The 13,004-nt window shown below is 66.2% G+C and carries 14 protein-coding genes; 11 read left to right on the plus strand and 3 right to left on the minus strand.

Translation table 11 applies throughout. The features are described 5' to 3' along the window. Position 1 precedes the first annotated feature (1 nt). From GH815_RS13700 to GH815_RS13745, 10 genes are all read left to right on the plus strand, one after another. The gene (locus tag GH815_RS13700) at positions 2-1,114 is read left to right on the plus strand and encodes an ABC transporter ATP-binding protein (protein WP_153749340.1); all 1,113 of its coding nucleotides are present in this window, start codon (positions 2-4) and stop codon (positions 1,112-1,114) included. Between the two features lie 96 nt (positions 1,115-1,210). Next, positions 1,211-1,513: a (2Fe-2S)-binding protein gene (locus tag GH815_RS13705; protein ID WP_153749341.1), complete on the plus strand. Its 303-nt coding sequence runs from the start codon at positions 1,211-1,213 to the stop codon at positions 1,511-1,513. After that, positions 1,456-1,941: a bacterioferritin gene (gene bfr, locus GH815_RS13710; protein WP_153749342.1), complete on the plus strand. Its 486-nt coding sequence runs from the start codon at positions 1,456-1,458 to the stop codon at positions 1,939-1,941. Before GH815_RS13705 ends, bfr begins: the two co-directional genes overlap by 58 nt. A gap of 281 nt (positions 1,942-2,222) precedes the next feature. Next, a complete protein-coding gene (locus GH815_RS13715; RefSeq protein ID WP_153749343.1) occupies positions 2,223-3,188 on the plus strand; it encodes a UDP-glucuronic acid decarboxylase family protein in 966 nt (321 codons plus the stop codon). Positions 3,189-3,197: 9 nt separating this feature from the next. Next, positions 3,198-4,199 (plus strand): UDP-glucose 4-epimerase GalE, encoded by a 1,002-nt coding sequence (gene galE, locus GH815_RS13720; RefSeq protein WP_153749344.1) that lies wholly within the window; start codon positions 3,198-3,200, stop codon positions 4,197-4,199. 55 nt (positions 4,200-4,254) lie between these two features. After that, positions 4,255-6,027 carry a glycosyltransferase gene (locus tag GH815_RS13725; RefSeq protein WP_246176439.1) on the plus strand — a complete coding sequence of 591 codons (1,773 nt, stop codon included), beginning with the start codon at positions 4,255-4,257 and terminating at the stop codon, positions 6,025-6,027. Between the two features lie 10 nt (positions 6,028-6,037). Continuing rightward, entirely contained in the window at positions 6,038-6,931 is an 894-nt protein-coding gene (locus tag GH815_RS13730) for a glycoside hydrolase family 26 protein (RefSeq protein ID WP_153749346.1), read from the plus strand. Positions 6,932-7,179: 248 nt separating this feature from the next. Further along, positions 7,180-7,476 (plus strand): hypothetical protein, encoded by a 297-nt coding sequence (locus tag GH815_RS13735; protein WP_153749347.1) that lies wholly within the window; start codon positions 7,180-7,182, stop codon positions 7,474-7,476. 130 nt (positions 7,477-7,606) lie between these two features. Beyond that, on the plus strand, positions 7,607-8,629 hold the full coding sequence (locus GH815_RS13740) for an aspartate-semialdehyde dehydrogenase (protein WP_153749348.1): 1,023 nt from the start codon (positions 7,607-7,609) through the stop codon (positions 8,627-8,629). A 166-nt stretch (positions 8,630-8,795) separates the two neighbouring features. Then, positions 8,796-10,418, plus strand: a complete 1,623-nt coding sequence (locus tag GH815_RS13745; RefSeq protein WP_153749349.1) for a DUF4139 domain-containing protein — start codon at positions 8,796-8,798, stop codon at positions 10,416-10,418. Position 10,419: 1 nt separating this feature from the next. On the opposite strand, the gene GH815_RS13750 is transcribed toward GH815_RS13745, so the two are convergent. Genes GH815_RS13750 through GH815_RS13760 form a run of 3 tightly spaced genes read right to left on the minus strand, consistent with a single transcriptional unit; the run spans position 10,420 to position 12,422 of the window. Then, a complete protein-coding gene (locus GH815_RS13750; protein ID WP_153749350.1) occupies positions 10,420-10,731 on the minus strand; it encodes a P-II family nitrogen regulator in 312 nt (103 codons plus the stop codon). Between the two features lie 4 nt (positions 10,732-10,735). Then, on the minus strand, positions 10,736-11,713 hold the full coding sequence (locus GH815_RS13755) for a sodium-dependent bicarbonate transport family permease (RefSeq protein ID WP_343030877.1): 978 nt from the start codon (positions 11,711-11,713) through the stop codon (positions 10,736-10,738). A gap of 58 nt (positions 11,714-11,771) precedes the next feature. Next, complete coding sequence (locus GH815_RS13760) at positions 11,772-12,422, minus strand: carbonic anhydrase (RefSeq protein ID WP_153749351.1); 651 nt, start codon at positions 12,420-12,422, stop codon at positions 11,772-11,774. Between the two features lie 176 nt (positions 12,423-12,598). Here GH815_RS13760 and GH815_RS13765 point away from each other — a divergent pair, with 176 nt between their 5' ends. Beyond that, positions 12,599-12,943, plus strand: coding sequence for a hypothetical protein (locus GH815_RS13765; RefSeq protein WP_153749352.1), 345 nt, complete (start codon positions 12,599-12,601; stop codon positions 12,941-12,943). Positions 12,944-13,004 lie beyond the last annotated feature (61 nt).

Below are 13,004 nucleotides of genomic sequence, written 5' to 3' on the forward strand. Positions count from 1 at the left end.
TATGGCATCGGGCATCCGGCTGGAAAACCTGCGCAAGAGCTTTGGCGCGACCGATGTCATCAAGGGCATCGACATGGCGATCGAGCCCGGCGAATTCGTGGTTCTTGTCGGCCCCTCGGGCTGCGGGAAATCCACGCTTTTGAACCTGATCGCGGGGCTTGAAACCGTCACCTCGGGCAATGTCCTGATCGGCGGGCGCAACGTCAACAAGGTGCCGCCGCGCGACCGCGACATCGCCATGGTGTTCCAGTCCTACGCGCTTTACCCCACCAGGACGGTGCGCGCGAACATCACCTTCGGGATGGAAACAAGGCGCGTGCCGAAGGACGCGCAGGAATCCGCGCTGGCGGAATTCGCGAAGCTTCTTCAGATCGACCACCTGCTCGACCGCAAGCCCGGCCAGTTGTCGGGCGGCCAGCGCCAGCGGGTTGCCATGGGCCGTGCGCTGGTCCGGCAACCGGCGGTGTTCCTGTTCGACGAACCGCTTTCGAACCTCGACGCCAAGCTGCGCATCGAGATGCGCACCGAGATCAAGAAGCTGCATCAGCGGTTGGGCAAGACCGTGGTCTATGTCACCCATGACCAGATCGAGGCGATGACGCTGGCCACCCGGATCGCGGTGATGGACAACGGCCATATCCGGCAATTCGCCGATCCGGCCACGATCTATGAAAACCCCGTGGACCTGTTCGTGGCGGGTTTCATGGGCTCGCCGCCGATGAACATGATCCCGGGGCGGCTGTTCCACGAGAACGGACAGGTCTTTGTCCTGCCCCGCAGTGCGCGCGAACGCATCCGCTTTCCGCTGGACGGGCCGGCCGGGCAGGGCGAGGGGCTGGCGGACGGGCGTGAGGTGATGCTGGGTCTGCGTCCCGAAACGATCTTTGCCGCCGGGGCCAAGCTGCCGGGGCCGCACCGCTTCCTGTTCGAGGCGCCGGTCGAGGTGGTGGAGCCCACCGGCCCCGACACGATGCTGGTCTTTCAGATCGGCGGGCAGGATCTGATCGCCCGCGTCCGCCCCGAGGATACCGCCACCCCCGGCGCGACCTTTCGGTTCGAGGTGGACATGGGCAAGGCCAAGCTGTTCGATGCGGGGACGGGCATGGCGCTGTGAGCGGGGCCGCGCCCTTGCCCGAGTGAAAGACTTGGATTGACAAAGCCGACAAGATCGCTCAGGAATGAGAGGTGCCGCCGCCCGGAGCATTCCGCGATGATCGTCTGTCACTGCCGCGCCATCACCGACCGGGATATCCATGCCGCGATAGACTGGATGCGCGCATCCGATCCGCAAACGCTCATCACTCCGGGCAAAATTTTCCACGCTTTGGGGAAAACAACCGATTGCGGCGGCTGTTTGTCGCTGTTCCTCGACACCATGCGCCTGAATGATAACCTTGAGGTGCCGTTGGAACTCGGCGCCCTCAAGGAACTTCCCCGCAGAAAGGAACACGCGACATGCAAGGCGACCCCAAGGTCATCGACTACCTCAACCGGGCCCTCCGCAGCGAACTGACCGCGATCAACCAGTACTGGCTGCATTACCGGCTACAGGACGACTGGGGCCTGGGCCACATGGCCAAGAAGAGCCGCGAGGAAAGCATCGAGGAGATGAACCACGCCGACAAGCTGGTGGCGCGCATCCTGTTCCTCGAAGGCCATCCGAACCTGCAAAAGCTCGACTCGCTGCGGATTGGCCAGACCCCGAAGGAAACGCTGGAATGCGACCTTGCCGCCGAGCATGAGGCGCATGCGCTGTACAAGGAGGCGCGCGAATATTGTGCCAGCGTCGGCGACCATGTCACCAAGGAACTGTTCGACGAGCTGCTGGCCGACGAGGAGGGCCATATCGACTTCCTCGAAACCCAGCTTGACCTGCTTGCGCGCATCGGCCCCGAGAATTACGCGCATCTGAACGCGACCCGGATGGACGAGGCCGAATAGGCTCCATCATCCCGGATCCGGTGGCCGAAATGGCCGCCGGACCATGCCCGGTGGTATTCGCCGCGGCGCCTCCCCCTGCGAAAACCGTCACATGAACACCCCTGCGTGCCCGGCGCGCAACGGTGCGCGCGGTCTTGATTCCATGACAATTCCGCGCCTCTTGCGCCATTGGTGCGGAAATGCCAGAGCGGCGGCCCCATTCATGGTTTTTTTACGCCTTTTGCTGGGCAGGCGCCCTTTCCGGTGCCATAGTCCAGCCACGAATTGAGGAGTGCTCCCGCATGTTCGATCGAGTGGTGTTGGTAACGGGGGGCGCAGGCTTCCTTGGGTCTCATTTGTGTGACCGTCTGATGGGCGAAGGCGCCCGCGTGATCTGTCTCGACAACCTGATGACGGGCTCGATCTCGAACATCTCGCATCTTATCGGGCGTCCGGGTTTCCGCTTTGTCCAGCATGACGTGATCACGCCCTTCGATCCGGGCGAGCGGATCGACGAGATCTTCAACCTTGCCTGCCCGGCCTCGCCGCCGAAATACGCGCTCGACCCTATCCACACCTTCCAGACCTGTGTTCTGGGGGCGATGAACATGCTCGATCTGGCCCGCAGGCAGGGTGCGCGGATCGTCCAGTCCTCGACCTCCGAGGTTTATGGCGATCCCACCGTCAGCCCGCAGCCCGAAACCTATCGCGGCTATGTCAACCCCGTCGGGCCGCGCGCCTGCTATGACGAGGGCAAGCGCGGCGCCGAGACGCTGTTCTTCCATTATCGCGAAAGCTACGGCGTCGATGCGCGGATCGCGCGCATCTTCAACACCTATGGCCCGCGGATGAGCCCCGATGACGGCCGCGTGGTGTCGAACTTCATCGTGCAGGCCCTGACCGGCGCGCCGCTGACGGTTTACGGCACCGGCGAGCAGACCCGGTCCTTCTGCTATGTCGACGATCTGGTCGAGGGGCTGTTGCGGCTGATGGCAGCACCCGGTCATGGGCTGGGCCCGGTCAATCTGGGCAATCCGGGCGAGTTCACGATGCTGGAACTTGCCGAACTGGTGCTTGCCAAGACGCGCGCGGGATCGCGCCTGACCTTCGAGGCGCTGCCCCAGGACGATCCGCGTCAGCGCCGCCCCGACATCATGCTGGCCGGACAGATGCTGGGCTGGGCGCCCACCGTGCCGCTGAGCGAGGGACTGGACCGCACCATCGCCTATTTCGCCGAGAGCATCCACCAGGGCAAGACCGGGGAATAGGAGCGGACCTTGACCCAGTCGAAAGCGGTTCTGGTCACCGGCGGCGCCGGTTACATCGGCTCTCATACCTGCAAGCGACTGGCCGAGGCGGGCTATCTGCCGGTGGCCTATGACAACCTGTCGACCGGCCACGAGGACGCGGTGCGCTGGGGCCCACTTGTGCAGGGCGACACGCGCGACGCGGCGGCCATGGCGGACGCGATCCGCGCCCATGCACCGCTGGCCGTGATCCATTTCGCCGCCGCCGCCTATGTCGGGGACTCGGTGCGCGATCCGGGTTTCTACTACGACAACAACGTGAACGGCATGCAGGGGCTGCTGACCGCCTGCCGCGAGACCGGGCTTTCGCGCGTGATCTTCAGTTCGTCCTGCGCCACCTATGGCGTGCCCGACCGGCTGCCGATCACAGAGGACACACCCCAGAACCCGATCAACCCCTATGGCCGGACCAAGCTGATCGGGGAATGGATGCTGGCCGATTTCGCTCGCGCCCATGGCATCCGCTACGCCGCGCTGCGCTATTTCAACGCCTGCGGCGCCGACCCGGACGGCACGCTTTGCGAACGCCACGACCCCGAGACGCATCTGCTGCCGCTGGCGCTGTTCGCTGCGGACGGGCGGCGCGCAGCACTTGACCTGTTCGGCACCGATTACCCCACGCCCGACGGCACCTGCATCCGCGACTACATCCATGTCTGCGATCTGGCCGAGGGGCATCTGGCCGCGCTGCGCCATCTCGAAGCGGGGGGCGACAGCGTGGCGGTGAACCTTGGCACCGGCACCGGCCATTCCAACCGCGAGGTGCTGGCCGCAGTCGGCCGCGTTCTGGGCCGCCCGGTCCCGGTGAACGAGGTTGCGCGGCGCGAGGGCGATCCGCCCGCGCTGGTCGCCGATCCGACCTGCGCCCGCGACCTGCTGGGCTTTTCGGCCCGTTTTCGCGATCTCGACGCGACCGTCGCCCATGCGGCGCGGGCCTTCGGCATGAAGCTTGGTGATGACCCCACGCCCTGACCGACACCCGCCGCGCCCCCGTCCGCGCCACCTTGTCCCGATCTACACGTCGCGCATGAAGCTGCGCTACTGGCTGTCGGTCCTGCTATGGGCTGCGACCGCCCTGTGGTTCTGGGCGTGGTGGTTCCAGCCGCACCACAATATCGGCACCTTCCGCTATCTGGTCATCACGCTGGCCATCGGGTGGGTGATGTTCCTTCAGGTCTATTTCCTGACCGTGATGCTGCGCGCCGTGCGCCCTTCGGGCGATCTGGCGGCGCTGAAGGGCGCGCGGGTTGCCATGGTCGTGACGAAAAGCCCGACCGAGCCCTTCGAGGTGGTGCGCCGCACGCTTGAGGGGATGCTGGCGCAGGACTGGCCGCATGACACCTGGCTGGCCGACGAAGACCCCGCACCCGAGACGCTGGCCTGGTGCGCGGCCCATGGCGTCAAGGTCTCGACCCGCAAGGACCGGACCGAATATCACCGCGCCGAATGGCCACGCCGCACCCGCTGCAAGGAAGGCAACCTGGCCTTTTTCTACGACAGCTACGGCTACGAGAATTACGATTTCGTGGCCCAGCTCGACGCCGACCATGTGCCCCAGCCGGGCTATCTGCGCGAGATGCTGCGCCCCTTCGTCGATGCCGAGGTCGGCTATGTCAGCGCCCCCTCGATCTGCGCCAGCAATGCGCGCGAAAGCTGGGCGGCGCGGATGCGGCTCGATCACGAGGGGATGTTCCACGGCATCCTTCAGGCGGGCTATTCCAACGGCTGGGCGCCGATGTGCATCGGCTCGCATTATGCGGTGCGCACGGTGGCGCTGCGCGAGATCGGCGGGCTGGGCCCGGAACTGGCCGAGGATCATTCCACCACGATGATGATGAACGCCTTCGGCTGGCGCGGCGTGCATGCCTTCGACGCGATCGCGGTGGGCGACGGGCCGGTGACCTTCGCCGACATGCTGACGCAGGAATTCCAGTGGTCGCGCAGCCTGGTGACGCTGTTCCTGCGCTATACGCCGGGCTATTTCCCGGGGCTCCGGCCGATCCTCAAGTTCCAGTTCCTGTTCTCGCAGCTCTGGTATCCGGGCTTCGCCTTCTTCATGGCGGCGACGCTTCTTGTTCCGATCACGGCGGTCCTGTTCGACATCCGCTTTGCCAATGTCACCTATCCCGCCTTTGTCGGCCATAGTGTGCCGGTGGTGCTGGCTTTCATCCTGATCGCCTATCAACTCAAGGCCGACGGGCTGTTCCGCCCCGCCGATGCCAAGGTCATCAGCTGGGAGAAGGGGTTGTTCCAATGCGCGCAATGGCCCTGGGTGCTGTGGGGCTGCCTGATGGCGCTGCGCGACAGCGTGACCGGGCGCTTCGTCGATTTCCGGATCACCCCCAAGGGCTCATCGGCCAGCACGCGGCTGCCGTTCCGGGTGCTCATGCCCTATATGGCGCTTGCGGCGGCGGCGATCCTGCCGGTCCTTGTCGTCGATCACCTCGAGAACTCGGCGGGCTTCTACCTGCTGTGTCTTTTGAACGCAGCCCTCTATCTGGCGGTTCTTGGCGTGGCGATCACTCATCACATCCGCCAGAATGGGCTTGGCTGGATGAACAATGCGCTTCGATTGGGGCCGCAGATGGCGATAACCTTGGCACTGGCGGGCACGCTGGTCTTTTCGGGCTGGCTGAGGGGCATGCAGAGCCTGCATTATCTGTCCACCGGACTGGGGCCCTACCAGTTCACCAAGGTTGAATTCATGGTTTCCGGGGCGGGGCAAGGGGGCAAGAGGTCGATGCGCTATTCGTTCGACCTTCCCTTTGCCCGGTCGGACCGGAGGCCTTTCTTCGAGTGAGGAACGCATCATGGCCTACGCTCTGAAACCCGCGATTGCCGGACTGGCCGCCACGCTGGCGTTGTCTGCCGTCGCTCTTGCGGAATCCGCGCCTCCGGGCGAGTTGCCCTTCGGCGTCTATGATCCCGACGGGCTGTTCGCGGATGATCCCGAGGTTACCATCGAACATCTGTTCCTGCCCTGGGAAGACGTGTTCCTGCCCAGCCTGATCGAGGCCGATGCCTATGCGATGGCGCGCGGCCGCTCGATCCTGGCCACGATCGAGCCCTGGACCTGGAACCGCAGCGAACGCAACACCCCCGAAGCGTTGCAGCAGGGCATCGCTTCGGGCGATTACGACCGCTACATGGCCTCGATCTGCGCCGTCCTGAACCTGTTCGACAGCCCCGTGACCGTGCGCTGGGCGCATGAGATGGAAGATGAGAGCGGCCAGTTCATCTGGGCCAACTGGGAACCCGAAACCTATATCGCCGCCTATCGCCGGATGGTTGATGTCTGCCGCGCCCAGGCGCCCAATGTTAACTACATGTGGTCGCCGCTGGGCTTCGAACCCCTGACCGACTACTATCCCGGCGATGAGTATGTCGATATCGTGGGGCTGTCGGTCTTCGGTCTGCAACCTTGGGAGCGCGAGATTCTCGGCGAGGAGCAATCCTTCGAATCGATCCTGTCCCCCCGCTACGCGCGGGCCGAACCCTTCGGCAAGCCGGTGGTGGTGGCCGAGGTCGGCTATTCGGGCAGCGAGGACTACGTCGCCAAATGGGACAGCGAGATCCGGTTGATCTATCCTGATTTCCCCAGCCTGGTCGCGGTGGTCTATTTCAACCAGAAAGAGGTCTATCCTTGGCCTGATGGCTATGGCCTGCCGAACTGGCGCTTCGACTCGCGGGTGATCGAGGAATAGGCGCCGGGCAAACGCCGCCCGAAGTGCATCGGCAAGGGGCCGCCCACGACAGGCGGCCCTCGGCGATTTCCCGCCTGTTGAGTGGTGTGCGGGGCCTGATGCCTCGCCATTGCCTTCGGAATGCCACAAAACGGGCTTATCACTCAACGATGCTCAATATCTGGTGATGCCTTCGGCCAGTTGAAGGAAACGCTGCGCGTTTGCCGGGCTGCCGGGCTCTGTCTGAGGTAACGCAGGAACCATTCGCCATGCGCCACGGAAGACGTCCATTCCTTGCCGGACTGCCGCTGCTTGCAGCGCTGGCGACCGCCGGAACGATGGCCACGGTCGCCCCGGCCCGTGCCGAAACTCCGGGCGTGCAGCGCCCGGCAATCGTCGGCGCCTCGGTCATGCGCTGGCTGAACCCCGCGCCCCCGGCGGACAAGTCCCTTTCGATCCGCGAGCGCAAGGCAATGGCCAGCCGGTTCGACAGCCGCCATGGCCGTGGCAGCTATATCTGTACCGCCTCGGGCTTCGGCAATCGGCCAAGCTGCTTCGCCCGCTGAGAGGCGCGTCTTTCCCGACGCCGCCACACGGGCTGTTCCCGGGCCTGTCCCTGAACGGCCCTTTCGCCCGCTGCGTCTTTGCGCTATGCGTCCGCCCCGGGAATACCCCCGACGCTGAAGGAAGAACCCGATGGGCTACAAGGTCGCCGTCGTCGGCGCCACGGGCAACGTGGGCCGCGAAATGCTGAACATCCTCGCCGAGCGCGAGTTTCCGGTGGACGAGATCGCGGCACTTGCCTCGCGCCGCTCGCTCGGCACCGAATGCAGCTTTGGCGACCGCACCCTCAAGACCCAGGATCTGGAGCAGTTCGACTTCACCGGCTGGGATATCGCGCTTTTCGCCATCGGCTCGGATGCGACCAGGGAATATGCGCCCAAGGCCGCCAGGGCCGGTTGCGTGGTGATCGACAACTCGTCGCTCTACCGCTACGACCCCGATGTGCCGCTGATCGTGCCGGAGGTGAATGCCGACGCGGTGATGGGCTATTCCAAACGCAACATCATCGCCAATCCCAACTGTTCCACCGCGCAGATGGTGGTGGCGCTCAAGCCGCTGCATGACCGCGCGCGGATCAAGCGGGTTGTGGTCTCTACCTATCAATCCGTGTCCGGTTCGGGCAAGGAGGCGATGGACGAGCTGTGGAACCAGACCAAGGGCATGTATGTGCCGGGCCAGGAAGTTGCGCCCAGCGTCTATCCCAAGCAGATCGCCTTCAACGTGATCCCGCATATCGACGTCTTCCTCGATTCCGGCGAGACCAAGGAAGAATGGAAGATGGTCGCCGAGACCAAGAAGATCCTAGATCCCGCGATCAAGGTGACGGCCACCTGCGTGCGGGTGCCGGTCTTTGTCGGCCATTCCGAGGCGATCAATATCGAGTTCGAGGATTTCCTCGACGAGGACGAGGCGCGCGACATCCTGCGCGAGTCGCCCGGGGTCATGGTGATCGACAAGCGCGAGCCCGGTGGCTACATCACGCCGATCGAATGTGTGGGCGATTATGCCACCTTCGTCAGCCGCATCCGGCAGGATTCGACCATCGAGAACGGTCTGAACCTGTGGTGCGTCTCTGACAACCTGCGCAAGGGTGCGGCTCTGAACGCGGTGCAGATCGCCGAGGTTCTGGGCCAGCGCGCGCTGAAGAAGGGGTGAGGCCCGGTCCGGGGCGTCAGCCCCGGCAAAGGTCCGGTCCGACAGGATCCAGACGGCGCGGCGGCCCGGCCCCGCGCCGTTTTTCGTTCCCCCGGCTTTGCCCTTGCCAAGCCCGGCCCCCCTGCCGCACCCTGCGCCTCGCATCCCCGCCGCCGGAGCGATCCCCATGCGCCGCCTTGCCCTTGCCCTGTCCCTTGCCGTGACCCCCGCCACGCTTCTGGCCGCCGATTTCCCGCTGACCAGCGCGGTCAGTGCCGTCACGCTCTATCCCCAGGGCGCAACCGTCACCCGCGCGGTTCCCTATGACATTCCCGCAGGCCGCCACCGGCTGATCCTGACCGACCTGCCTGCCACGACACCGCTGCATGCGGTCCGCGTCGGCGTGACCGGCGCCACGCTGGGCGGCGTCACCGCGCGGGCCGATTTCGTGCCGCCCCGCAGCGCCGAGAAGGATGCCGCGCTCGCCGCCGCCGAAGCCGAGGTCGAGCGGCTGGACGACGCGCTGCGCAGCGCAGAGGCCGACATCGCCGCGATCCGGCTCGAGGCCGAGGCCGCCAGGGCCCGCATCGCCTTTTTCGAGCGGCTGGGCACCACCGAATTGCCCCAGGGCACCGACATCGCCGCCCTTGCCGTGACCATCGGCGCGGGCACGCTGGACGCGCTGCGTTCGGCGCATGCGGCAGAGCAACGCGCCGAGGCGGCCGACCGGGGGTTGAAGGAATTGCGCGAGGCGCTGGCCCGCGCGCGTCAGGCGCTGGCCGCGCTGGTGCCCGAGGACGAGGCCCGCGCCCTGCTGACCGTCGAACTCTGGTCCGACACGCCCGCCAGTGGCGATCTGACGGTCAGCTATACCATCGCCGAGGCAGGCTGGACGCCGGTCTATGACCTGCGCCTTGATCGGGCCGCCGGGCGGCTGGACATCGAGCGCGGCGCCTTCGTCGCGCAGGCAACGGGCGAGAACTGGGCCGGTGTGGCGCTGACGCTGTCGACCGTGCGCCCGGCCGAGCAGATTGCCCCCGGCGAGGTCTGGCCCGATTTGCGCCGGATTGCCGATCCCGGCCAGATCATGCCGCGGCTCGGCGGCGTGCCGATGGCCGAGGCCGACATGGCGCGGGGGGGAGTCGAACTGGCCGCGGCGCCCGCGCCGAAGGTAGAGGCCGTTGCCATGGCCGATGCGCTGGCGGTCAGCTATGTCTATCCCGATCCGGTCGATATCGCCGCAGGCGCCGACCGGGTGCGGCTGGCGCTGGGCAATCTGACCGCCCCGGCCGAGATCTTTGCCCGTGCCGTGCCGCTTCGGGACAGCAGCGGGTTCGTGACCGCCGCCTTTGCCAACACGTCGGACGAATTGATCCTGCCCACGGCAGAGGCGATGTTCCATCTCGATGGCCGTTTCGTCGGCCAGCAAAGCCTTGCGCTGATCCCCGCGGGGGCCGAGGCCGAACTGTCCTTCGGCCCGATCGATGGGCTGCGGCTGACCCGGATCGTCGACCGCTCCGAGGGGGATCGCGGCGTGATCCGCAAGTCGAACGAATGGGCCGAGCGCGTGCGGATCGGGGTCGAGAACCTGACCGCCGAGCCCTGGTCGGTGCGGCTGACCGACCGGGTGCCCTATTCCGAACAGGACGATCTGAAGATCACCTGGAGCGCCGATCCCCCGCCCGCCCGGAGCGATATCGACGGCAGGCGGGGTGTTCTGGAATGGCGCTTCGACCTTGGCCCCGGTGCCAGCCAGGAGATCGGCTTGACCCAGCGCATGACCTGGCCCGAAGGCAAGGTGCTGCAATAGCTCAGAACCGCTCGGCCCGCAGCACCTGGCAATCGGTGACCGAGACGACGCCGATATGTCGCTCGACCACGGCAAAGGCGGCGTCGAGCAGGCTGTCCAGCCGCTCGGGCCGGATCAGGCAGACGACCGCCACCATGCCGCCCGCGCGCCCGACCTGACCCTCGCGGCTCCACTCGCCCGACCGGCCGGTGCCGCCCAGAACCGGCAGCACGGTGTAGCCGGTGACGCCCGCCTCGCGCAGCGCGGCGGTCAGGCGGCGTTCCATCGGCGCCTCGATGATGATTTCCACCCGTTTCGCGTCATGGGTCTGCATGCGGTTATCCTCCGGTCACAAGCCGGGCCGCGGCAAGGTAAAGCGGAATGCCCAGCGTCAGGTTGAACGGGAAGGTGATGCCCAGCGCCAGCGTCAGGTAGATCGAGGGCTTCGCCTCGGGCAAGGCCACCCGCATCGCCGCCGGCACCGCGATATACGAGGCCGATGCCGCCAGCGTCATCATCAGCACCACGCCGCCAAGGCTGAGACCCAGCGCCAGCCCCGCCGCCAGCCCGAAGACGGCGCCGATGGGCGGCATCACCACCCCGAAGGCCAGCAGCCCCGGCGTGATGACGCCGCGGCTTTCGCGCAGGTTCCGCCCCGCCACCAGCCCCATGTCCAGCAGGAACAGGCACAGAACGCCCTTGAACGGCGCGATGATGAAGCTCTCGATCTCGGCCAGCCCGCCGGGGCCGGTGATCCAGCCGATGGCAAAGGCGCCCAGCAACAGCACGATGGACCCGTTCAGCAGGATTTCGCGCCAGAGCCCCGATTCCACGTCGGTCTGCCCGCCCTTTCGCATCACCAGCCACAGCGCGGCCAGGATCGCGGGGGCCTCCATGACCGCGGCGACCGCGACCATGAAGCCCTCGGAGGCGATGCCCTGGCTGGTCAGCACCGAGGTTGCGGCAACGAAGGTCACGATCGAGATCGAGCCGTAATGCGCCGCGACCGCGCCTGCATCCACCGTGCCCAGCCGCGTCATCGTCCTGAGCAGCGCAAAGGCCACGAAGGGCAGCCCCGCCGACAGCACCAGCCCCGCAATCAGCGCCAGCAGCAGCGTCGCATCAAGCCCATGCGCGGCAACGCCCACGCCGCCCTTGAAGCCGATGGCGAACAGCAGATAGATCGACAGCGCCTTGGCGGCGGCCTCGGGCACGGAAAGATCGGACCGCGCCAGCGCTGCGGCCAGCCCCAGCGCGAAGCTCAGGATGATCGGCGACAGCAGGTTGCCCGCCGCAAGATTCAGTATCTCCGTCACGTCCGCGCCCCCTGCCGATCCTGCGCTTCAGCCCGCCCTCGCCCCAAGGAAGATGGGCTCAGACCGGAACGAACCGGCCGGCCGCCGGATCGTAGCATTCCACGTTCCCCGCGCCGATATCGTTCCAGATCCCGTGCAGCGTCAATTCTTCGGCCTCGACCGCGTCGCGCACGAAGGGAAAGGTCAACAGGTTCTCGAGCGAGACCAGAACCGCGTCCTTTTCCATCGCTTCCAGCCGGGCGGTCTCGTCGGCGATCTGCGCCATGCGCTGGTAGCTGGGGCGCAGGATGTCCATCCAGCGGCCGATGAAGCTGGATTTCTCCTCCAGTTGCGGGGCAAGGCCCGCGCACATGTCATGGCAGCCCCTGACGCCGCCGCAACTGGAATGGCCGACCACCAGCAGATTCGCGACCTTCAGCACCGTCACCGCATATTCCACCGCCGCCGAGGTGCCGTGATGGTCGCCATCGGGCGCGTAGGGGGGCACGAGGCCAGCGATATTGCGGTGGATGAAGAATTCGCCCTCGTCCGCACCGAAGATCGAGGTGACATGCACGCGCGAGTCGCAGCACGAGATGATCATCGCCCGCGGCCGCTGGCCTTCTTCGGCGAGACGGCGGTACCAGGCCTTGTTCTCGGCATGAATCGTCGCTTTCCAGCCATGGTAGCGCTGGACCAGGTATTGCGGCAGAGGGCGGGCACGGTGCATCACGGTCTCCGTTTTCTCTGCGGCTGCATAGAGCGCATTTGCCGGTAATTCGAGAGATTTCGGCGTCGCGGCGCAACGCTTTCTTGACGCTGCCGGTGCAGGTTGACCCCAGGTGTGGTGCATTTTTCTGGAGGGGTCTCGTGTCCCGAGTTGTGGTCTTGCGTCAGGACGAACCGTTGAGTGTGGATTCGGATCGTCTGGCGGACATGTTTGTCGATCTGGGCGAGGCGCGGGCCGCGCATCTGGTCTCGATCTCTGTCGAGCGGCTGGAGGAACTGATGGCAAGCCTCGATCTGGCGGCGGCGCAGGTGCGTCCGGGCGACTGTGTCGACCTTGCGGGCCAGATCCGGGCCGTGGGCGATTCGCTCGGCCTGCTCAGCCTGTCGCTCGCTGCCCGGGGCGTGTCGCGCGCGGTGCAGTCCGGCGATCCGGTGGCTGTGGCCGCCACCATGGCGCGGCTGCGGCGGCTTGCCATGCGGTCGTTCCGGATCGCGGCAGAGTTGCAGCACCGTTCGGGCTGAACGCGCTTGCGGGCGCGGGCGAAGCGGCTAGGCTCGGGCTTCATCCCGATCCCCGACCGAA

Origin of the sequence: Rhodovulum strictum (assembly GCF_009649175.1) — a bacterium.
GTDB lineage: Bacteria > Pseudomonadota > Alphaproteobacteria > Rhodobacterales > Rhodobacteraceae > Rhodovulum > Rhodovulum strictum.

Bases quoted from the DNA above. Each gene is read 5' to 3' on its own strand.
- GH815_RS13700 (WP_153749340.1), top strand. From the start codon at position 2: ATGGCATCGGGCATCCGGCTGGAAAACCTGCGCAAGAGCTTTGGCGCG.
- bfr (WP_153749342.1), top strand. From the start codon at position 1,456: ATGCAAGGCGACCCCAAGGTCATCGACTACCTCAACCGGGCCCTCCGC.
- GH815_RS13715 (WP_153749343.1), top strand. From the start codon at position 2,223: ATGTTCGATCGAGTGGTGTTGGTAACGGGGGGCGCAGGCTTCCTTGGG.
- GH815_RS13750 (WP_153749350.1), bottom strand. From the start codon at position 10,731: ATGCAGACCCATGACGCGAAACGGGTGGAAATCATCATCGAGGCGCCG.
- GH815_RS13740 (WP_153749348.1), top strand. From the start codon at position 7,607: ATGGGCTACAAGGTCGCCGTCGTCGGCGCCACGGGCAACGTGGGCCGC.
- GH815_RS13745 (WP_153749349.1), top strand. From the start codon at position 8,796: ATGCGCCGCCTTGCCCTTGCCCTGTCCCTTGCCGTGACCCCCGCCACG.
- GH815_RS13760 (WP_153749351.1), bottom strand. From the start codon at position 12,422: ATGCACCGTGCCCGCCCTCTGCCGCAATACCTGGTCCAGCGCTACCAT.
- GH815_RS13705 (WP_153749341.1), top strand. From the start codon at position 1,211: ATGATCGTCTGTCACTGCCGCGCCATCACCGACCGGGATATCCATGCC.
- GH815_RS13725 (WP_246176439.1), top strand. From the start codon at position 4,255: ATGAAGCTGCGCTACTGGCTGTCGGTCCTGCTATGGGCTGCGACCGCC.
- GH815_RS13735 (WP_153749347.1), top strand. From the start codon at position 7,180: ATGCGCCACGGAAGACGTCCATTCCTTGCCGGACTGCCGCTGCTTGCA.
- GH815_RS13730 (WP_153749346.1), top strand. From the start codon at position 6,038: ATGGCCTACGCTCTGAAACCCGCGATTGCCGGACTGGCCGCCACGCTG.